At 49.4% G+C, this 21,769-nt stretch carries 16 protein-coding genes; 4 read left to right on the top strand and 12 right to left on the bottom strand.

Going from position 1 to position 21,769, the window contains the following annotated elements:
* The first annotated feature begins 880 nt into the window (after positions 1-880).
* On the top strand, positions 881-1,423 hold the full coding sequence (locus tag HQ49_RS01695; protein WP_018965303.1) for an RNA methyltransferase: 543 nt from the start codon (positions 881-883) through the stop codon (positions 1,421-1,423).
* Positions 1,424-1,529: 106 nt separating this feature from the next.
* Here the strand turns inward: HQ49_RS01695 and ispF are convergent, their stop codons facing one another.
* The 5 genes from ispF to HQ49_RS01670 all read right to left on the bottom strand — a co-directional run bounded on the left by ispF (position 1,530) and on the right by HQ49_RS01670 (position 8,147).
* On the bottom strand, positions 1,530-2,018 hold the full coding sequence (ispF, locus tag HQ49_RS01690) for a 2-C-methyl-D-erythritol 2,4-cyclodiphosphate synthase (RefSeq protein ID WP_039418091.1): 489 nt from the start codon (positions 2,016-2,018) through the stop codon (positions 1,530-1,532).
* Positions 2,019-2,024: 6 nt separating this feature from the next.
* On the bottom strand, positions 2,025-3,200 hold the full coding sequence (porV, locus tag HQ49_RS01685; RefSeq protein ID WP_026292235.1) for a type IX secretion system outer membrane channel protein PorV: 1,176 nt from the start codon (positions 3,198-3,200) through the stop codon (positions 2,025-2,027).
* Positions 3,201-3,275: 75 nt separating this feature from the next.
* Positions 3,276-6,752 (bottom strand): type IX secretion system sortase PorU, encoded by a 3,477-nt coding sequence (porU, locus tag HQ49_RS01680; protein WP_039418089.1) that lies wholly within the window; start codon positions 6,750-6,752, stop codon positions 3,276-3,278.
* A 12-nt stretch (positions 6,753-6,764) separates the two neighbouring features.
* Entirely contained in the window at positions 6,765-7,421 is a 657-nt protein-coding gene (locus HQ49_RS01675; protein WP_039418087.1) for a fumarylacetoacetate hydrolase family protein, read from the bottom strand.
* Positions 7,422-7,490: 69 nt separating this feature from the next.
* Positions 7,491-8,147, bottom strand: coding sequence for a redox-sensing transcriptional repressor Rex (locus tag HQ49_RS01670; RefSeq protein ID WP_039418086.1), 657 nt, complete (start codon positions 8,145-8,147; stop codon positions 7,491-7,493).
* 983 nt (positions 8,148-9,130) lie between these two features.
* Here HQ49_RS01670 and HQ49_RS01655 point away from each other — a divergent pair.
* Positions 9,131-10,807 carry a SulP family inorganic anion transporter gene (locus HQ49_RS01655; RefSeq protein WP_039418082.1) on the top strand — a complete coding sequence of 559 codons (1,677 nt, stop codon included), beginning with the start codon at positions 9,131-9,133 and terminating at the stop codon, positions 10,805-10,807.
* Positions 10,804-11,805, top strand: a complete 1,002-nt coding sequence (gene dusB, locus HQ49_RS01650) for a tRNA dihydrouridine synthase DusB (protein ID WP_039418081.1) — start codon at positions 10,804-10,806, stop codon at positions 11,803-11,805. Before HQ49_RS01655 ends, dusB begins: the two co-directional genes overlap by 4 nt.
* Here dusB and HQ49_RS01645 read toward each other — a convergent pair.
* The 4 genes from HQ49_RS01645 to HQ49_RS01630 form a co-directional block, all read right to left on the bottom strand.
* Positions 11,791-12,498 carry a MarR family winged helix-turn-helix transcriptional regulator gene (locus HQ49_RS01645; protein ID WP_018965293.1) on the bottom strand — a complete coding sequence of 236 codons (708 nt, stop codon included), beginning with the start codon at positions 12,496-12,498 and terminating at the stop codon, positions 11,791-11,793. The two genes, dusB and HQ49_RS01645, sit on opposite strands and share 15 nt — an antisense overlap.
* A gap of 84 nt (positions 12,499-12,582) precedes the next feature.
* Positions 12,583-14,829, bottom strand: coding sequence for a DUF5686 family protein (locus tag HQ49_RS01640; protein WP_039418080.1), 2,247 nt, complete (start codon positions 14,827-14,829; stop codon positions 12,583-12,585).
* Between the two features lie 3 nt (positions 14,830-14,832).
* Positions 14,833-16,170 carry a sensor histidine kinase gene (locus HQ49_RS01635; protein WP_039418078.1) on the bottom strand — a complete coding sequence of 446 codons (1,338 nt, stop codon included), beginning with the start codon at positions 16,168-16,170 and terminating at the stop codon, positions 14,833-14,835.
* Positions 16,171-16,180: 10 nt separating this feature from the next.
* The gene (locus tag HQ49_RS01630) at positions 16,181-17,530 is read right to left on the bottom strand and encodes a sigma-54-dependent transcriptional regulator (RefSeq protein WP_018965290.1); all 1,350 of its coding nucleotides are present in this window, start codon (positions 17,528-17,530) and stop codon (positions 16,181-16,183) included.
* 481 nt (positions 17,531-18,011) lie between these two features.
* Here HQ49_RS01630 and gap point away from each other — a divergent pair, with 481 nt between their 5' ends.
* Positions 18,012-19,016: a type I glyceraldehyde-3-phosphate dehydrogenase gene (gene gap / locus HQ49_RS01625; protein ID WP_018965288.1), complete on the top strand. Its 1,005-nt coding sequence runs from the start codon at positions 18,012-18,014 to the stop codon at positions 19,014-19,016.
* Between the two features lie 171 nt (positions 19,017-19,187).
* On the opposite strand, the gene HQ49_RS01620 is transcribed toward gap, so the two are convergent.
* The 3 genes from HQ49_RS01620 to HQ49_RS01610 all read right to left on the bottom strand — a co-directional run bounded on the left by HQ49_RS01620 (position 19,188) and on the right by HQ49_RS01610 (position 21,361).
* The gene (locus tag HQ49_RS01620; RefSeq protein ID WP_235290029.1) at positions 19,188-20,096 is read right to left on the bottom strand and encodes a helix-turn-helix domain-containing protein; all 909 of its coding nucleotides are present in this window, start codon (positions 20,094-20,096) and stop codon (positions 19,188-19,190) included.
* Between the two features lie 150 nt (positions 20,097-20,246).
* Positions 20,247-20,921 (bottom strand): YggS family pyridoxal phosphate-dependent enzyme, encoded by a 675-nt coding sequence (locus HQ49_RS01615; RefSeq protein ID WP_018965286.1) that lies wholly within the window; start codon positions 20,919-20,921, stop codon positions 20,247-20,249.
* Positions 20,918-21,361, bottom strand: a complete 444-nt coding sequence (locus HQ49_RS01610; protein ID WP_018965285.1) for a DUF4494 domain-containing protein — start codon at positions 21,359-21,361, stop codon at positions 20,918-20,920. Before HQ49_RS01610 ends, HQ49_RS01615 begins: the two co-directional genes overlap by 4 nt.
* Positions 21,362-21,769 lie beyond the last annotated feature (408 nt).

Raw genomic sequence — 21,769 nt, 5'->3', positions numbered from 1 at the left:
GAGCATTGCCCCAACCAAAAACATCTTGTTTAACTTCATAAGCTAATTGTTTAAAGAATGATTATTATTAAGAACACTAAACAACAATAGAATCCAGATAAAGACAAAGCTATCAAGATCTTATAATCAGATATGCATAGCAATAAATCTTTGTCAGCACATATCCGAACCTACAATCTCCACAATTCTATACTCTTTGCACACTATTCTGTATGAACCTCTCCTGAACGGCTTCTCTAATAGATTAGGTAGTAGGTGATCGGTTCACAGTTTACTTAACAGAAAAACGACATAGAGTGTTCAGAATACATCGGCAAAAAAAACGCTCGATATAAGACCTTCCACTCGCGGCCCGCGAGACAACAACAACAACAACCAAACTGGTTTTGTTTTCAATCCTTTATCCAAGTTCTCTGCTGCAAACCGGCATATTAGGTGAATGAGAAAAGAAAATTGATGAAAGGTGTAGCATTATAAGACTACACATAATTTTATCCTTACAAAGGAAAACAAATTTTCTTTATCAAAAACCAATTTGATTGATAAATATAAGTTCTGAGGCATTAAAAGCCGCTTTCTAAGTACTTTTATAGTCGTTAAAGCCCCGTTAGTTATGTATCATTCTCTATTTGAAGGCCTCTGCATGGTTCCAGACCCACGGATAGACCGTAAAAAAGTTTATCCTCTTGACTTTTTACTCCTGATGAGTCCATTGCGCAATGGACTCAAATAAATTATGAGTTAGGCGTAACCCGTTGAGTTATACAGCCTAACTCATAATTTATTTAGGACAACATCGCCTTCTGTATCTTTGTTATCCGAATACTCTGATTTTTTCTGCAAAGAAACCGATCACTCAATATATAAACCGACAATAATCATGCGCAAGAAAAAGACTATCGAGATACAGCGACTCAAAACCGAAGAATATCACGAAAGCCCCAAGCTACCTATCAGGATCATATTGGATGATATACGTAGTATGAACAATGTCGGATCAGTCTTTAGGACAGCCGATGCTTTCAGGCTGGAAGGATTATGCTTGTGTGGGATAACGGCTCGCCCTCCTCATCCGGATATTCACAAGACAGCTTTGGGAGCAGAGGAGAGTGTGGCATGGGAGTATTTTCCTTCAGCAGTGGATGCGATAGCCGAACTCAAAGAAAAAGGATATACAGTCTGCACCGTAGAACAGGCAGAGGGTAGCCTCTTCTTGGAAGATTTCACCCCGGTCGAGAGTAAGCACTATGCTCTTGTCTTCGGCAATGAGGTAAAAGGAGTACGACAGGAAGCCATTGACCTCTGCGACCTCTGCTTAGAGATACCCCAATTCGGCACAAAGCATTCGCTCAATGTAAGTGTCACGGCGGGAATCGTCATTTGGCAACTGGTCAAGCCGCTACTACCCCTCCTGAAAAAGTAATACCCCCAAAATAAAAAGGGAAAAAGGAGCTGTCTAAAGGAATAAAAACCAAGTCCTTGAGTGCAAGAAACCTCCTCGCGACTAATCTTTTGAGACTTGATTAGTCTCAGACTGCAGCAATGAGCAAGGACACGGCATAGGCGGAAATACCTTCCTCGCGTCCAGTGAAGCCGAGTTTCTCCGTCGTTGTGGCTTTCAGCGAAATATCCGACACCTCGACCTGCATCACGTCAGCCAATACTTGCTGCATATCCGGTATATGTGGATTCAGCTTGGGCTGTTCTGCCGCAATAGTGGCATCGATATTACCCAATTCATATCCCTGCGAACGCACCAAATCCATCACCCGTTCCAACAAGATCTTACTATCGATCCCCTTATATTGAGGATCCGAAGGAGAGAAATGATGCCCGATGTCACGCAAAGCGGCTGCACCAAGCAACGCATCACAAATGGCATGAATGAGTACATCGGCATCAGAGTGTCCTTCCAAACCCTTGGGATGCTCCAGACGAACACCGCCTATCCACAAAGGATAACCTTCAGACAAGCGGTGTACATCGAAACCGAATCCTATTCGAAAAGGCTTCTTCATCTCGGTTTAATGGAACAAATTGCGCAATCCATCCATATCGAAAGCAAGCGTAAACCGCAGTGTCTGATCCAACGGATTACTCTGGATCGTAGACAACAGGTAGGAAGCATCGATACGGAATATGTTCATCTTGAAGCCGGCACCGGCCGTGAAGTACTGCAAATTTCCCTTGGTGGGATGCAGGTATGAATATCCGGCACGAACAAAAAACTTATCGTCATAGCTGTATTCAGCACCAAGCCCCCATGTGATCTCACGGAATTCTTCCTTGAGTCCTCCCGGCGCGTCACCGAAAGAAGAGAATATACCGCTGATCGAAGAAGTTTCCTGATATTTCTTCAGTGCAGCCTCATAACCGGCCTGATCGTTTTGATCCATGATAGGAGGAGTGGGTACAAGCAGCTTGCTAAGTTCAAGGTTGAAGCTGATGCTGTTATAGTCATCGATCGGATACAATAGCCCCGTTCCGAGATTCAAAGAAGTAGGGATGAAAAAACTTGTGGCACCTCCATCATAGGAGATCTTCGTACCGATATTCTTCACATTGAAACCTAATGACCACAGGCTCTCGGCATTCCCCAGTAGCACATACTTCTGCAAATAACCGGCTATATCTGCCGCAAAAGCATTTCCTGCCTGATTCTCTCCTGTATTGTGCGTGCTCTGATCGGAGCGGATATAACGTAGTGCTACGGCCATAGAGAAGTCCTCCGAAAGCTGGCGACTATAGCCCAAATCGACAGCAAACTCATTGGGATGGGCCTCTCCCATGGATTCGCCCAATTCGTCGAAAGTCTCCAGTTTTCCTAATGTGAAATAACGTAGAGAAGCACTAATAGCCTGATTCTCGTCGGTTCCCAATTTGTAGAAACCGGTCATCTGCATCAGCGCAATATCATTGACCAGTTTGGACAGCCAAGGGGTGTATGAGAAGCTGATACCGGCTTTCGTATCCACGAAAGCATATTTACTCGGATTCCAGTACTGTGAATACGCATCCGGTGTCGTTGCCACACCTATATCCCCCATACCGGCAGCACGTGCATCCGGACTGATATTCAACGACGGCACGGAAGTGTGTACCACATTCAGTTGCTCCTGAGCTTCGATAGCCATTGGAGCAATGAGGAGGGTTATCGCCAAGGGAAGCAATCTATTCTTCAGCATTTTCTTGATAATCATATTTCGTTCTTTTTGTTTTTGTACTCTTGTTGGGTTTACGAACATTCCATATCGTAAACGGCAGGATCGCTTCGGCTATTGTCCTACCACGATCATTTTCTTGGCCATGGAGGCCGTCTGTCCTCCGGGAGAGTTCACCACACAGCGATAAAGGTAGAATCCGTTTCCGATCTTCACTCCGTATTTGGAGGTCAGATCCCACTTGATCTCTATAGGTTCTCCGTAGGAGGAGGAATATGTCTTGACGGGCAGAGTGTTCACGAGACGACCGGTGAAGTCGTAGATCTCCACAGCCACGTTCAAATCGCTTCCGGGGCGATTGTGGAAGATTCGGAACGTAGCACTCTCGCGTACCGGATTCGGGAATAAAATCACATCTGCCACATCCGGAGCAATGCCATCTACCACTCTGAACGAAAAGTCATGATGGGCGGCATTATTGAAAATATCCCAAACCGTCAGTCGGGCTGTATGATCTCCTTCGGCCAAAGCCGGTATCATAAAGAGGATAGTGCCCACACCTGCATCCGTAGCCGAGCTTGTGAAATAAGCATTGAGGTTATAGGTCAGATCGGCACGGCCATCGATACAGAGCGTAATATCATGCCCTACACCGCTACCCGTGATATTGATTCCGTTCAGGTCGAATACTTCGGCCATAAACAGAGGAGTAGGATTAACCTCATCTCCCGATCGGAATGTACTGTCATTGAGGAAACAGCTTATAATTTCGGGCGGTGTATTATCCTCCGTCACCTCATCGGGAATACCCGGTTGGACTCTGATGGAGAAGTCTACCCCCATGGCTTCCGTCTTTGTGCTTTCGTTATAGGCATAGAGATTGATCCGGCCTTCGTGCTCGGAATAGTTCACATCCTTGGGTACGATAAACGAAGTTTCGAAGACTCCGTTCTTTACTTCGGCAATACCGGCATACATCACGTTAGGATAGTCATAATATACAAGAGAGTGGTCATTTCCCTCCTCTTCCAAAGCCGTCATTTTCTTTCTGCCATCGAAGACAGTCAGGAAAACCTTGCCACTGAAAGTCTCGTCGAACGTTCCCTGTTCATCGGTCACCTTACCCTTCAGGGCTACCCGTTCCAAAGACTTGAGCACAATGGTTCCATACTCCCCTCCGGGAACCTGCCCGTTGATCGCAGTCAAATACACTTTGTGGGTAGGAAGATTCATACGCACGGACGGATCACCCATCAGGAAGAAACTCAACTGATTGATAGAATCGGGGAAAACAGTACTGAGCATCCCCTGTTTGGCCGATCGGATAATCTCACCCATCGTACGATAACGCCCGTCCTTAGCTTTCTCGAACATACGCCGAAGCATAAAGCCATTGATCTTCTCATTCTGCGTATTGTAAACGACACGCGTAGTCGAGAACATGATCGGAGTGCCACTCTTCTCATGGAGGAAAACCTCCTCCCCTGCCGAGGTCGTCTGACTGTCATAGTTGGCAAAGTCGCACGTGGCAGTAATCCAAATGGGCATATGCTTATAATTGAAGTTGTGTATATCATTGAGCGTCAGCAGGTGCTCGTCCGACCATCCGGCAGGACCGCCATGACCGGTATAATTAAGCAGAATGATACCCGACTGAAGGGTTTCCAACATTTTTTTCTTTGCTCCCGGGATACTGTGCAATCCGTTCTCGATGACATGCGGATATACGTCCTGAAAGGCACGCACCGGCATAATAGCAGGAGCATAACGCTTGACGGTATCGATCAAACGGGAAGTCTCGGTCGCGTGCCTGTCCCCATTGTCTGCCGCAAAGCAGGTACGAATACGCCAAGCACCGCTCTCCCGATCCTCCTCATATCGGATGGTCTTGTCCACTGCGATGCGAGCTTCGGCCGGAGTACGTACGGGGAATCGCCCTACAGCCATATTATAATTGCGCCAACCGATATTGACCGAGGCCGGCTGATCATCCAGCAAGCCGAAGTAATCATCTGTCACATAACTGTTTACGTTCGTCGAATTGACGGCTTGGAATGTCAGCAAGAACTCCGTTTGCTGGAGATACGGTTTCTGCCAAGCTACGGAGACCTTCCTGTTGTCATGAGTTCCATCGCCGAAGAGAAGCATTTGCATCGGGAAGGTCTCTCCCACAGGCGCATTTGTCTTCCATCTGTCGTAAAACATTTTGGCAAAGAGCCGGTATGCCGTAGCATCGGGAGTGCCACCGGAAAACTCGTTGAACACTTGTTCCTGCAATACGACCAAGACCTTCAGCCCACCTTTCTCTCTACGATAGGCAGCCAGTCGGTCAGCCTCGGGGAGGAGAGCCTGAGTAGAGACAATGATCAGATCAGGGATTTCTTCTCCATGCAGGTTTTGATTGGGTACCGCTCCGAGGATCTCCGGAGCAGAAGCCTGTGACAAGTCCACGGCATAAAACGTATTGATAGTCCTTCGATCCTGATCCTTCGGCGGAGCCACGAACTCAATGGTCCTGTCCCCGACAGTCTTAACGGGAACAAGCGAGGCTGTCAGGGAAGAATTGGCATGCAAAACCACCAGAGACTCCGGCACCTCACTGACAACGAAGCGGCAGGACTCGCCCCCCAAAACGGGCAAATTGGAAAACCGCCTGATATGCATGGGTGCGCCATCGTACCGGAGATCGTTCTGTGTAGCCACCTCTATGAAATCCAGATTGACCGCATCCCCTGTCATACTATAATTCACGTCCAAGCGCAACTCATTGGCCAAGCTGTTCATCGGCGTACTGTGATAGAGACGACGCTTCTTGCCCGCCAAATAGGAATTGGCTACCTCATTCGATGTCATGGAGAAAGGATCGCTGAAGATCAGAATACCATTGGCCGAGAGCGACATCTCGCGGCCGCCACCGGCCGATCTGGCCTTGGCTATGTATGAGAATACGGTACCGAGTTCGGCAGACGAGCGCGTGTTGCCCCTCAAAGGGAACTTGACCGTACGCGTATTGACTGCACTGAAAGACTCGCCATACAGATCTCGCCCCGATTCTTTGGGCGAATACAATTCCTGCTCATGGAGCATCAGCTCATCGTAGTAGTCGATCAAGGCTTCGGCCGACGCACCTCCACCCGTATATTGAGACATCTGCAAAGGAGCTCCGGCAGCATCCGACAGGAAGTAGTAGCCATGCGTACTGTACGTATTCACCGTATGCTCCATGGTGGTTTTAGCCGGATTGTAGAACCAGGTCACCGGGCCCACGGCATAGAAATACAGCGCATCGCCCTGACGGAGTACCGGTACGGGAGGCAAATCGTCTGTCGTGATCCGGCTCAGATCTTCGGGAAGTACCCCTCCGCCATAGCCGAACACACCCACCTTGGACGGATCGGAGAAGCCATTGGCACGGAGCTGTTCGTCCGTAAGGCGATACACTCCACTTGCATCGACACGTATCTTGACCCAATGTCCCGAAGCCATTAGCGAACGGTCAGCCGTCTTCCCCACAGCTCGTTGCGCTACCGCAGGCAGAGCAAGGGCAAGGAAGAGAGAAAGGAATGCGACTATTGGAAGTATTCGTTTCATCTGAGAAATAGCTTATTTGATGGATATGTCGAGCAGTTTTTGCTCTTCGAGATAGGCTTCGAGGTGCTGGCCGATAGCAATAGGGCCTACCCCTGCCGGAGTCCCCGTAAAGATAAGATCCCCCATACGGAGCGTGAAGAAACGACTGGCATAAGCGATCAAACGATCTACGGAAAAGAGCATATCCCGTGTATTGCCCTGCTGCACCGTGCGTCCGTCTATATCCAATCGCAGATCCAGCTCCTGCACACCGTGCCGGAGCGAGTCCTTCTTCACCCACCGCCCTACGGCAGCGGAGTTGTCGAAAGCTTTGGCCGTTGCCCATGGCAATCCCTTGGCTTTGGCACGACGCTGGAGGTCACGAGCCGTGAAGTCTATACCGACGGTAACCTCACTATAATAGCGGTGAGCAAAACGCTCGGCTATGCACTTGCCGATACGATCGATACGAACCACCAGCTCCGTCTCATAGTGGATCTCCTGAGAAAAATCCGGATAGAAAAAGGGATACCCTTCGCGCAACAAGGAATCGGCCTTGAGGAAAAGCACAGGTTCCTCCACAAAATCGGCTCCCTCTCCATTCGGACAGGGAGCAACGGGAAGGATGTCCGCACGTCGCATTTCGCTGACATGCGCACTATAGTTCATGCCGACAGCAATTATCTTCATCGTTCCAAGAGCGAGCGAAAGCCCTTATTATAAAAAAGGGCAGAGGAGGATTGTTCAGCCTTCGGAGACCTAAGGTAGCGATTTCATCCGATTGAACATCACAGCCAACTGGGCATACATCGACGTATTCTGTACGACCACGCCTTCGGGCACACTGATGCGCCAAGGAGTAAAATTCCAAATAGCCTTGATCCCTGCTACTATCATCTCATCGGCCACCGACTGTGCCGCCCGTATCGGGACGGTAAGAATACCTATATCCACACGCTCTCGAGCGCACAACTCCGCAGCCCGGCTCTTATGGTAAACGGGGATACCATTGATATTAGTGTCCACAATATCCGGATTCACATCGAAGCCGGCGGCAATCTCCAGCCCGAAGTGGCGCAAACCCGAGTCCTGCAACAAAGCAGCACCCAGACTTCCCACCCCGAAGAGGAAGGCCCGGTGGTGGTGCGTAAAGCCCAGAAAGTCGTTCAGCACAGCCACCATGTCCGCCACACGATACCCCACCCGTGTACGCCCATCCACCGATACATAGGAAAGATCCTTGGCCACGAGCGAAGCATCCACCCCTACGGCACGAGCGATCCGCGTGGAAGACACCGACTCACATCCATCCGCATGCAATAGCTGGACGTAAGACAAATACCAGGGCAGACGCCTCAGAGTAGGTTCGGGAACTTTTGTATTAAGAAGAGAAGACTCGTTCGCAATCGTTTTCATCCGTTTTATTCGTGGATTATTTAACTACAAATATATGTAATTGCACCGTAATAGTCTATGTTTCTGTCATATTTACCTATCAAGCAAGCACCCGAAAAGAGGTATAGGGATAGCTTTGAGCCTTATCGGCAGAGAGGGGTGAAGGGAGGCTTGTTCAAGGCAAGTATTTCAAGTCATTCGGATCGAGCTTTTTTCTTACATTTGCAAGCAAGTAAAGACGCTAAACAAGGAATAACTAAATATATACTAAAGTATTACAAATCATCGACCAATTTCTCTGACGATCTAAACAAATGAAATATATTTCCCGACTTCACACACTACCCTCACCCATCCAATCCATTTATTTATATTCTATCAAGGCATTTGAAAACAGACTAAGTATGATATAAGGAATAACCATTCTTTCCAGTCCTGCAAATCTATAAGGCACCCGCTTGGTTCGGCCACGAATCGAGCGGGTGCCTCTTTTATTTCACCTTTCCAAACAGCTTTTTCAGCTCTACTATTTATATATAAACCGAATACGATCTATATACAAATGAAAAACGATTTATATATAAAACGAAAACGATCTGTATATAAATTGAAACTGATTTATATATACATCGCCATCGAAACTCTTTCAAAGCAGATTCCAACCACAAAAAGTCCGATTCATGAACATTTTTACGTTGAAAATCTCTTCCCATCAATCGCTTATTTAGAATGATTCCAAACTCATCTTCGTTGTTGAAAACTTTTTTGGCCTGTGTTTTCAATAAAATTTCTCAAAAAAGAGGATCGTTCTCATAGAGTATTCTCGAATCAGAAAAACCAAGTACAGCTTCCAAACTTCGTATAAAGAACAGACTTGCAAGTGCCGAAGATCAAGCCATAACCTTTCCGGCATGAAAGCAAGTAAAAAGCTTTGTCTCAGTGAGTAAATCCCTACCTTTGCGACGTGCAAGGCTTTTGCTGCACGGATAATCTCGTTTTTTCTCATGATCGGATCATATTTCAGGCCGAAGCTGCTCGATGTTTTCCACGGGTACAACCGTGAGCGTTTCATGGCCGACCTCATGGCCGGCGTTATCGTCGGCATCGTAGCTTTGCCCTTGGCCATTGCCTTCGGTATAGCCAGTGGCGTATCTCCGGAAACAGGTCTTATCACGGCCATTATAGGCGGTTTCATCGTATCGTTTTTGGGTGGTTCATCCGTCCAAATCGGTGGCCCGACGGGTGCTTTCATCGTTATCGTCTACGGCATCATTCATAAGTACGGCATCGAGGGCCTCACGATTGCCACTATCATAGCCGGTATCCTGCTTCTCGTGATGGGAGCTCTTCGTCTGGGTACGCTGATCAAGTTTATCCCCTACCCGATAGTCGTGGGATTCACGGCAGGGATCGCCCTCACGATCTTCTCTACCCAAATGAATGACCTCTTCGGCCTCGGTATTGCAGATATGCCCGGTGATTTCCTTGGCAAATGGGGAGCTTATTTTACCAACTTCAAGTCAGTAAACCTCTGGGCTTTCGGGATGGGTCTGCTTAGTATTGTCATCATTATGCTGAGTCCGAGGTTCACCAAGAAGATACCCGGTTCGCTCATTGCCATTATCTTGATGACCGTAGTGGCCTATTTACTTCGGCTACAAGGTATCGGCGAGTTCGAAACCATCGGCGACCGCTTCACTATTTCCGCCCAACTGCCCAAGCCAACGGGGGTAACACTCAGCCTCGAAACGATTCGCCAACTTTTCCCTCCGGCTTTTACCATCGCCCTGTTGGGAGCCATCGAGTCTCTGCTGTCGGCCAGCGTAGCCGATGGTGTGATAGGGGAAAAGCACAACAGCAACACCGAGCTTATCGCTCAGGGTGCAGCCAATATAGTGGTTCCGTTCTTCGGCGGTATTCCCGTCACCGGAGCCATAGCCCGTACAATGACCAATATCAACAACGGCGGTCGCTCTCCTATTGCAGGGATCATACACGCCTTCGTGTTACTGCTGATCCTGCTATTCCTCGGTCCTCTGACGGCATACATCCCGATGGCTTGTTTGGCCGGAGTACTGATCGTAGTATCCTACAATATGAGCGGATGGCGTTCGGTGGCCAATATCGGTCGCGGCCCTCGCAGCGACAGCCTCGTCATGCTGGTTACTTTCCTGCTTACCGTCATCCTCGACCTGACCGTTGCCATAGAGATCGGACTGCTTTTGGCCATCCTGCTCTTTATGAAGCGCGTCACGGAGAACACACGCATCACAGTTGCCACAGGCAAGCTCGACCTGACGCAGACGGGCGAGATCGCCCACCACGACGAAGTGCTCGACATCCCGAAGGGGGTAGAGGTATATGAAATCGAAGGGCCTTTCTTCTTTGGCATCGCGAACAGATTCGAAGAGATCATGAACACATTGGGCGATCATCCCGATGTTCGGATTATCAGAATGCGACATGTGCCGTTTATGGATTCGACAGGGATGCACAATCTGGAAAACCTGATCAAAATGAGCCGGAAAGAAGGCATCAGCATCGTACTCTCCGGTGTGCGCAAGGACGTCCATGAAGAACTTGCCACCGCAGGCATCGTAGGGCTATTGGGAGAGGAAAACGTATGTGCCGATATTCAAGCGGCTCTGCGACAGGCACAAGCCATAACCCGAGGAGCATGAAGATAGGTACCATAGACCTCGGAGTAGAGCCTTTGTTGCTTGCTCCGATGGAGGATGTGACGGATGTGGCCTTTCGGGTCATGTGCAAGCAGTTCGGTGCCGATCTGGTTTATTCCGAGTTTCTCAGTGCCGATGCCCTGATTCGTCAAGTAGCCGGCACATTCCGAAAAATGACCATAGACGAATCGGAACGCCCGATGGCTGTACAGATATACGGACGGGATGTAGCTTCGATGGTAGAGGCTGCCCGACTATGCGAAGCGGCCGGTCCGGATCTGATCGATCTGAACTTCGGATGTCCGGTCAAACGGGTAGCAGGGAAAGGTGCCGGCAGTGGGATGCTCCGCAATATCCCGCTTATGATAGAGATAACGCGTGAGGTAGTCAAAGCGGTGAAGCTGCCCGTAACGGTGAAAACGCGGCTTGGATGGGACAATGACAGCAAGATCATAGTAGACCTGGCTGAACAGCTCCAAGACTGTGGCATTGCAGCCCTGACCATACACGGTCGCACACGCGCCCAAATGTACACGGGGACGGCTGACTGGACGCTGATCGGAGAAGTGAAGAACAATCCGAGAATGCAAATCCCCATTATCGGAAACGGAGATGTGACCACTCCACAAGAAGCCCGACGAGCCTTTGACGTATATGGTGTGGATGCCGTAATGGTCGGCAGGGCTTCTATCGGCCAACCATGGATATTCGAAGAAATGAAGCATTTCCTTCGCACGGGAGAAACGTTGCCTTTGCGTCCGTTTTCCTATTATATGGACATACTACGCCGTCAGACGCTGAACAACATCCGGAAACTGGACGAACGGCGAGGCATCCTCCATACACGCAGACATATTGCAGCCAGTCCCATATTCAAAGGGATCCCGAACTTCAAGCCCATGCGCGTGGCCATGCTTCGTGCCACGACACAGGAGGAGCTTTTCGCACTTATGGACGAGGTGGAGAAGATGATAGGATCTGCCGATTCAGCGGCGGTATAGTCGCTTGGACAAAGCCCCTCCTACCGATTGTTTCAATTCGCAGGTCTCCGCATGCAGATCTTTCAGCTCGGCATCATGTCTGCCGGTGAATATCTCGTTGTGGTGTTCGCATAGCAACCAGAGCAGATGATCGAAGGCAGTCAGCTGTTCGTCCGACAGGGTGGAAACGAGTGTCTCGGCACAAAGGCGCAGATTGGGAAAGAGATTGACCAGTACCTTTCTTCCCTCAGGAGTAATGGAGACACGCATGCTTCTGCGATCCTCCTCATCCGGTTTCTGCTCGATCAGATTAGCTTTCAGCAGACGACGCATGACTTCTGCACCGGATGTTTTTTCCATGGCATTGAGGTTGTTCAGCTCTGTCTTGGTCATGCTCTCACCGTTCATCAGACAGACCAAATAGGTGTATTCGTCTTCGGTCTGCAAGGGAGATTCCGCCAGTGCTTTCTTGATATAAAAACGAGAGTAACGATGCAGGAGGCTGACTCCTCGCGCTATATTCTTGGCTCCTGCTGCTCGTTTCCGGGTAGCAGAGACAACTTCTTCTTCCTCCTGTTTCTTCTTTTTGTCGCAACGCCAACTTAAAAAGTCGGCAAAGTCTTTCATTTCAGGTTCATGCCCCCCTCCGTCATACAAACTTTCAAATGCGTCGAGGTAGTCGATAAGATCGAAAAGCAGTTTTTTGTACTTCATAAATTGCTCCGATTGAATAAAGAGTCCGTTCGATGTAATCCTTTTGGAGCATAAATGTACATTTTTCCACTGAAAAGCAGGAGATTACATGTTGAATGTAAACCGGATGGCAACACCTCTTTCATAAAAGAAATTGTAGCCGCCATAGAATACTCCGACTTGCATCAGCGTACCGATACTCTGTGAATAGCCCATCTCCAGATAGGGTTTTCTCGATACCATATCCCACCGGGACTTGAAATGTAAGGCCTCGTCGTTGGTCTTTAAGAAAACGAAGGGCAGGAAATTGACCAGCAGGCGCGAAGCTCGGTAGCTGGTTTGAAGGATAAGGTGTTTGTCGGCTGTAGCCGTATAGGGAGGCAGTGTCTGGAATGCAGCTTCCATGCTATCGCCGAATCGCCAAAAAGCATTCCCCCCTTTCAGAAAAAAGTACTCGCTCGGATAGATAACCAACCGATCGATATAGCCTCCGACATTCAATTGATAGAACAGTGACGATGCCGGTGAAAAGACAAGTCGCTGCTGTATGCTCAAATCAAGGTGGTGGAAGCGTGCATCGGACTTACGCCCCATCCCGAAAGCTCCGCGATAAGAGAGAGAAAGGAGCGGAGCACGTATGCCCTCGCCCTCACGAACGAGAAATCCGTCCGCCGTATAGCGGTAGTAGGGACGCGGATTGAATGTCATCTTGGCTCGTACTTCCAGCAGTCGGTGATGAGGAACTATACGAGGGAGATCGGGATCGGCATTGCTGATATTCAGAATATCGGTAATGCTGCCACCGAAGAGGCTCCACGTTTCTCCATGCGGCAAAGGATTGCGCTCGGCCAGCATCACGCTTGTCTCCACATTGAGCTTGGGCAATAGATCGATACTATTGGTCAGACGGACAAATTTATCATCGTAGCGAGTTGTCGGACCTTGTCCGTTGAGAAGCTCCATCATCAGATCGGTCAGCTGGTCTATTCTTTCGCGTGTGCTGTACAAATCGAAAGAGCGATGCCCTGCAGATAATTGCAAAAGTCCTCTTTGCGAAGGAGAATAGTGGAGTTTGCTATCGAGAGTCCAAACAGCTTTGCGTCGTTTGGTGACATAGTAGAGGCCGGGCTTTATCTCCCAGCGGATTCCGGGAGCCATATCGCAAATAGCCGTCAGAGACTGCCCCAACCAAAGATGATCGGCATAATTATAATAGAACAAAGCCCACACCAATCCCTCATTGCCTAATCGCCAACGCTCCCCGATCCGATACTTGTGTCCCCAAGCCAATGCGCGATGCCAAGGTACATGCTGATGCAGAGTATGATCTCGACCGACAACCACATTTTTCCAATATGTAGAACTATCCTGTCTCGCGAAGCTGCTACGAACAGCCCAAATAGGAGCGATGGGCAGTTCGTCCGGCAAACGGTAGCCACTGCTATCTTGCGGCATATAAACCGGTACTGCGGCCTTGTCGAGCTGCTCTCCCGTATACGTCACAGATGCGGAATAGCCATTATAGAGAGAAGCCCAAAGGCGATTGCGACTGATGACGGCAGAAAACCTGACCGGTAGAGAAAGATTCGGCTCTACCTCTTCCAATTCGACTCGATAAGATTCTGTAATAACCCCCTTCATCATGACTTGCATTTCCAGTACAGCAAGTCGCTGCCGTGTGGCATCTATCGTTAAAGTTCCATGAGTCAGGCCGCTCAGTCCGCGAAATGCGATACGGCGGTATTCTATACCATCTTTCTCATATAGGCTCTCCAAACGGTAAGTATAAAAGGCTTCGGCTTCTCGTCGAAGAGGGTTGGGGAATATTTGCCGATTGCCAAAGTCGAACTCTTCGGCATATACATTCTCTCCCAACAAAGCTAAGGCCGTAAGGTCATCCGCTTTGTTTCGCTGAGGAATATCCGACCGAAAAGAAACAATACTCCTTCTGTATGTACCCGTTACCGAGTCGTATTGTCCATATAGCCGAGCCTCCATACACAAGGAATCCGACGAGAGATACTGCTCCCATGGAATCCCTCCGTGTTTGAGCCGACGCACTATCGGCAGCACACGAGAAGCCCATGATCGACCTCGAATATCGGCTTCCCAACTACGGCCTTCTGCCATGCGGAAGAAGTGGGGCGTTCTGTCGGAAATCATTCTGACCGTTTCCAAAGCGAAAGCTTCGGATTCTTTTTTGTCGAACAGGGAGGTCTGCTGCTCCGTCCCATTGCTCAGCTCCCGTATTTCCTTCGATACTGAAGGTAATGACTGCCCCATCGTATGAGAAGCACAGACTCCGAGAAGCCAAAAGAGCGATAGCAAAAAGCGGACGATCGGTTTTCTCATCTCTTAGAGCGGTAGTTCAATAACGAAAGAGGTGAAACCATCGGCTGTACGCCTCGCAAGCAAATTTCCCCCATGCAGACGAATGATATAACGGGAAAGGCTCAGACCGATGCCGCTGCCACCGGTTTTGGTCGTATAGAAAGGAACAAACATATTGTCGAACACCTCTTGAGGAATAGGAGTGCCGTTGTTCTCCACATGAAGGAGTAGTCTGTGTTCATCCGACAAATCGAGACGCTCCTCGACACAAATACGCAAAAGTCGTTTCTCCGTATCGGCAGGATATTCCGCCTCGGCAGCATTCTTGACGAGGTTTATCAGTACCGATGTCAATTGCTGACGGTCGGCTGGAACAGTCAGCCCCACGGGTATTTCTTCCATATCCACCTTTATACCGTTGGAGGACAGAAGCTCTTCTTGCAGGCGCAATATCCCCGTAAGAAATGCATATAAAGCAATATCCTCCTTCTCGGGAGAAGGAATGGCCGTAAACTTACGGTAGTCCTGTACAAAGGATAACAACCCCGCTCCGGTACTACGAATGGTATCCAATCCGGTAGACAGCATTTCCTCGTCCGCAGAGCTTTGCAAATTGTCCAAGAGGGTATCGCATATCGAAGTAATGGGGGCTATCGAGTTCATGATCTCGTGCGTCATCACCCGAATGAGCCGGATCCACGACTCTGTCTCGCGAGCGTCAAGCTCCTTGCCGATATTCGACAGCGTATATATATGGTATATCTTCCCCCTGATCCGGAACGAAGAGAAGCGGAGACTCACTTCCTTCTCTTCTCGCTCCGTTGTGAGCTTGACATGAATGCCTGAATCGGTAGCCGCGGAACGAAACAGCCGAGGCATGTCCGGCGATACGCGTCCAAGCTGATCGAGGTGTGTGATAACGGGTAAACCGAGGAGACGCAACAGCACTGTATTGGTAGAATAGACATACCCCTCCGGAGCAACCATCATGATGCCGACAGGAATCTGTTCCAGCACATGTACGAGAAACTGCTCACCGGCTATCGCCTCATCGCGAGAACGACTGAGGATCTCCTTGATACGGTTGAGTGTACGGTTGAATGTTCGATGCGAAGCATTGCCCCCCATTTCGGAAAAGCGCACGGAATAATCGCCATTCTCGATAGCGTTCAAGAGCAGGGAAAGATCTTGAAGATGATGCCGATAGAGCAAACGCAAGCGAAAGGCGGAAAAGAAAACCAATCCGGCAGCAAAGACTGTGATGACATAATGTCCTGCAACTGCCGACCAAGTACCCACCACCGCCATGACGATGGTAAATAACAGATGCAAGCCGAAACTGCTGGTCTTTCGTCTTCCCATAGAAGAGAGGCTACAGGCCGTAGCGTTTCATCTTATTATACAGAGTCTGACGGCTGATACCTAATTCCCTTGCCGCGTTCGAAAGGTTGCTGCCGTTTCGTGCCAAGGCTTGCTCGATAGCGGTCTTTTCCATTTCATCCAAGGTCTGAGGAGTACTTGCTACAGCGGTAGCAGTCGGATGAGCATCGATCGACTTCGGCAACGACAGGTCAGCTGCAGAGAGGCTGCTGCTACGGCTAAGAATCACAGCCTTCTCTATGCAATGCTGTAGTTCACGCACGTTGCCCGGCCACGGATAGTCGGAGAGTAAAATCTCTGCTTCGGGAGTCAATGCCGACACCTCTTTGCCGTACTGTCGTGCATAACGATGCAGGAAGAAAACGGCCATCGGTACTATATCTTCCCTGCGACGACGTAGCGGTGGCATCTCGATATGAATCGTATTGAGACGATAAAGCAAATCTTCTCGAAACCGGCCCTCAGCCACGGAGAGAGGCAAATCGCTATTCGTGGCAGAAATGATACGAACATCCACGGGAATCGGCGTATTGCTGCCCACACGAGTCACCACTTTTTGCTGGAGCACAGCCAACAACTTGGCTTGCAGGGCAAGGCTCAGGTTGCCTATCTCGTCCATAAAGATCGTGCCGCCGGATGCTGTCTCGAACTTGCCGGCGCGGTCACTTTTGGCATCGGTAAAGGCTCCTTTCACATGGCCGAACAGTTCGCTCTCGAACAGCGTCTCGCTCAAAGCCCCCATATCCACGGTCAGCATCGGCTGACGGCTACGAGGAGAACGGGCATGGATATACTCGGCTAAAACGCCCTTGCCGGTACCATTCTCACCCGTAATGAGGACATGGGCAGTGGTATCGCCGATACGATCGGCCAGCTCCAACACCTCACGCATAGCCTTGCTTTTGCCGAGAAATACCGAATCGTCTTCTTTAGGTGTAGCCGTCACATGAGAGTTTGCGGCCTTATTCATCGCCACACGAAGCGACTCCAACAGCTCGGCGTTATTCCATGGCTTGACGACGAAATCGCTTGCTCCACGCTTCAAGGCATCCACTGCCAGACGGATGTCCGCATATGCAGTAAAGAGCACCACAGGAAGATCCGGGAAACGGCCACGGACCTGATCCAGCCAATATAATCCCTCATTGCCCGTGTTGATACCGGTAGAAAAATTCATATCCAGCAGGAGTACATCCGGATGCACCTCCACGATAGTGGAAAGCAGTGTCTTGGGAGAAGGCAGGAGCGTCACGGTCTCGAAACTCCCCGTCAGGAGCAACTTCAAAGCTGTCAGCACATGTTTATTGTCATCTACTACGATGATACTTCCGCTCTTCTTCATTGTGTACAAATCTTACTCTCTTGAACAATTCCGCCGTGGAACGGAAACAAAAGTAAGGAAAAGAGAGCGAAGAGATTATAATAACAGAGAAGAGAAAAAGGCTGGCACAGAAAAGTATAGCACCCGATTCGTGCCTAAAGGAACGAATGCAGCATCGCTATTCTCCGGATCGGCACCAACGGCCAAAGGCTCCTCGCCCATAAGTGCAAGCCGAAGAGAAGCCATCCTATCAACGAATAAGAGGCGATGCGGTCGCGACAAGGTAGCTCGCAAATACCCGAAGAATACAAGGACTTATGGCGCGAGAAAAATGTTTTTGTGTAAGAAAATCAGCTATTTGTGGATTATCTTCCTTACTTTTGTAGCAAGGTCACCGGAACGGTATCTATCGGGAAGAATTACTTAGAAGCTCTTTTCGGAGGGAAACGCAGTATTCCGGACAAAACAATAATGGTTAACATTAAAATATAAGCACTTAGTTATGACGAAAGTAGGTATTAACGGCTTTGGCCGTATCGGCCGCTTGGTATTCCGCGCAGCACAAAACAGAAGCGACATTGAAGTCGTAGCCATCAACGACCTGATCGATGTGGAATATATGGCGTACATGCTCAAGTACGACAGTGTACACGGTCGTTTCAATGGGACAGTCGAAGTCAAAGACGGTCAGCTGATCGTAAACGGAAAAGCCATTCGAGTTACAGCTGAAAAGAACCCTGCCGATTTGAAATGGGATCAGGCCGGAGTGGAATATGTAGTAGAGTCCACCGGTCTTTTCCTCACGAAAGAAAAATCCGAAGCACACCTTGCTGCCGGTGCCAAGTATGTAGTTATGTCGGCTCCCTCTAAAGACGACACGCCTATGTTCGTATGCGGAGTGAACACGGATAAGTACGTAAAAGGCACGAAAATCGTCTCCAACGCATCTTGCACCACCAACTGTCTGGCACCCATTGCCAAGGTACTGAACGACAACTGGGGCATGGTAGGAGGTCTGATGACCACGGTGCATGCCACCACAGCTACACAGAAGACAGTGGACGGCCCCTCTGCAAAAGACTGGCGAGGCGGTCGAGCAGCAGGTGGCAATATCATACCTTCTTCCACCGGTGCTGCCAAAGCGGTAGGCAAGGTGATCCCCGAACTGAACGGCAAACTGACGGGTATGTCTTTCCGCGTACCGACACTGGACGTATCGGTAGTAGACCTGACATGTCAGTTGGCAAAGCCTGCTAAGTACGAAGATATCTGCGCTGCCATGAAGAAAGCTTCGGAAGGCGAACTCAAAGGCATTTTGGGCTACACGGACGAAGAAGTGGTTTCTTCCGACTTCATCGGCGAAACCCGTACTTCCGTATTCGATGCCAAAGCCGGTATCGCACTCACGGACACCTTCGTGAAAATCGTTTCATGGTACGACAACGAAATCGGATACTCCAACAAAGTACTCGATCTCATCGCCTATATGGCCAAGGTGAACGCATAAGAAAATTGGACAAGATCCTAACGGATCTTGGATCACCTCTCACGGGGCTGTGCCGAAGGAATTATCCGGGTACAGCCCCGTATTCTTTTCCGGACTATGATCCGGCAACAACCATCCTCCATCCTCCGACATCATCGGATGGCTGTATGTCGCTTGATTCGGATACTCCCGTCAGTCCTCTTCGGGCTGCGTGGCTCGGCCCTCCCGACTGCGGTATTCGCCCGGGCTCATACCGGTATGCTGCTTGAAATACTTGCCGAAAAAGGACTGTGTGGAGAAATTCAGCTCATAGCCGATCTCCTGAATCGTCTTATCCGTATAACGCAGCAGCGACTTGGCCTGCTGGACGATGAAGTTGTTGATCACTTTGGAGGCAGACTGCCCCATGACGCTTTTTATCGTCAGCGCCAAGTGCTTGGGACTGAGGCAGAGTTTGTCCGCATAGAACTTGACGGCATGCTCCTCTTTGTGATGTTCGGAGACGAGAAGCAGAAAATTGCGACAGATGGTTTCAGATCTGCTATGCTTGCAGTCGGTTTCGGTGCCATCAACAATCAGATCGTCCAGAAATAGGAAGAGAGAGCTGATCTGGTGGGTGACGATCTCTTCCTGATGAAGCCTCCTGTTTTGCAACGTGTTTTCGATCAGATCCATCGCAGCCATGAGGAATGCGTGTTGCATGGGGTCAAGGCGAAAGAGCTCATTGCTGTGTAGTTTATTGACGATGGAAATAAAACTGCCGACTCTGACCGCCGACAAAGAAAGAATCTCCTTGTCCAAACATAAATGACGAGCACGAAAGCGACCGGACTCGATCACCTCTATCGTTTTCCGAGGCATGACGACCAATAGCTCACCCTCGTGCAGCTCGATCTCTCGCGAGTCGACCATAAGTCGCATATAGCCCCTCGTGCAAATAGAAAAGAGCATGGATTCAACCAGAAACGGTACAGACATAGCTACTTCTTGGAGCGATCGCTTCTCATTGCTCAGCAAAACCCGGTCTCCCAATGTATTCATTTTGCCTCCGAAGTAGCTCGCAAGCTCTTTGATAGAGAATACCTTTAGCGGAACAGTCATAAAAGAATATTTTGAGATAAAAAACTTCATCGAATCCATTTGCCGAATCGCCACGGCAAACATCCGAGTCATAAAGAGTCAAAAAACCGACAGAAACGTATGAGAGCATAGCCCCGGCTCTTCCCTTCCGGAGCGAAACTTATGCCCTTTTCAATAGCGTCGTTCGCCGAAGATAGTGGTTCCGATACGAACGATGGTGCTTCCCTCTTCGATTGCCAGCTCATAATCGCCGCTCATTCCCATCGAAAGTTCGCAAAAATCGGCGGAATCGGAGAAGAAACGCTCTTTCATCTCCCTGAAAAGCGATGCCAACCGATGAAACTCTCTGCGAATCTGCTCCCTGTCGTCGGTGAATGTAGCCATCCCCATCAGACCGGCAATCCGGACTCCGGTATCGGATCCACGAGCCAAAATAGTCTCGAGGACTTGTGGCAATTCCTCCGGCGTGAAACCGCTCTTTGTTTCCTCCGATGCGATATGCACTTCCAGCAAAACCGGCACGGTACGCCCCACCTTCGATGCCTGACGGCTGATTTCGTCGAAGAGCCTCAGAGAGGAAACGCTCTGGATCATCGAGATGAAAGGGACGATGTACTTCACCTTGTTTGTCTGTAGCGGCCCGATGAAATGCCACTCCACGTCATCAGGCATCGCTCCCACTTTGCTCATCAGTTCCTGCACCCGACTCTCGGCGAAAATCCTTTGGCCGGCCTCATAAGCCTCCATGAGTTCTTCCACGGGATGGAACTTGGAAACAGCCGCCAGCCGCACGCCTTGTGGCAGTGAGCGGAGAACGGGGCCTAAACGATCGGCAATGAGCGTCATTTCGCCGGCATGTATTGGAAAACATCCATCAGGGCAGTCTCCGACACCGATGCGATCTCATAGTCGGCCAATCCCTTGCCCATCTGCTTTTCCAGCTCTGCCACCGCATTGGGCAAGCTGTCCGACTTGACGAGCATGAATGCAGGCGTCTTCTTCTCCACCCCGTTCTTCTCATCGATCGTCACATACAGCACTTTGCAACGATAGTAGCGATCGCATTTATCATCCTCATTGAGGAAAAGTTCGGCATAGTTTACCTTGCGAATATTACTGATGTTGAACTCTCCCATACTGACGAAAGGGGTGATCTCCTCTATCATCTTGGCCTCTGCCAACGTGAAAGAATCGGCATCCACCAAATAGCTCTCCACCACCTTCTTAGGCATTCCATTATCGGCCACCTTCTCATAGGTGACCTTGCATTCGAACCATGCAGCCATAATCTATACGAAACTAAGATTTATTGAATGGCAAAGATAGCAAAAACGAGGGCCGACGATTTTCACCGGCGGAGAAATCTCCCACAAAACTCGCGCTGGAATCCCACAGAGTGCGGTTCGTAAATCCTGAAAAACTCGCGCAAAAAAAATTCGTTCCGCTCTTTTTCAGGTAGAGCAACACCTTGAATTTGTCTCTTTGCATACGCTTCTGTTTTTATGGGCAAAGTTACCCGTTACCGAAGCGTTTTCAGCTATGCAAAACATTGTAATACAAAGCATAAGCACCGCAATAAAGGAACGGAGAGATGCCGAATACTCTTCCGTCAGTTACCTCCTCCTGCCTCTTCGTTACCATTCGAGGAATAGGCTAACGATTTGGTAACGGGATTCTACACAAATCCACATCTT

The sequence above is a fragment of the Porphyromonas gulae genome (genome assembly GCF_000765945.1).
GTDB classification, from domain to species: domain Bacteria; phylum Bacteroidota; class Bacteroidia; order Bacteroidales; family Porphyromonadaceae; genus Porphyromonas; species Porphyromonas gulae.
The sequence above is the reverse complement of the archived record's forward strand: the minus strand, read 5'-3'. Positions and strand labels throughout refer to the sequence as shown.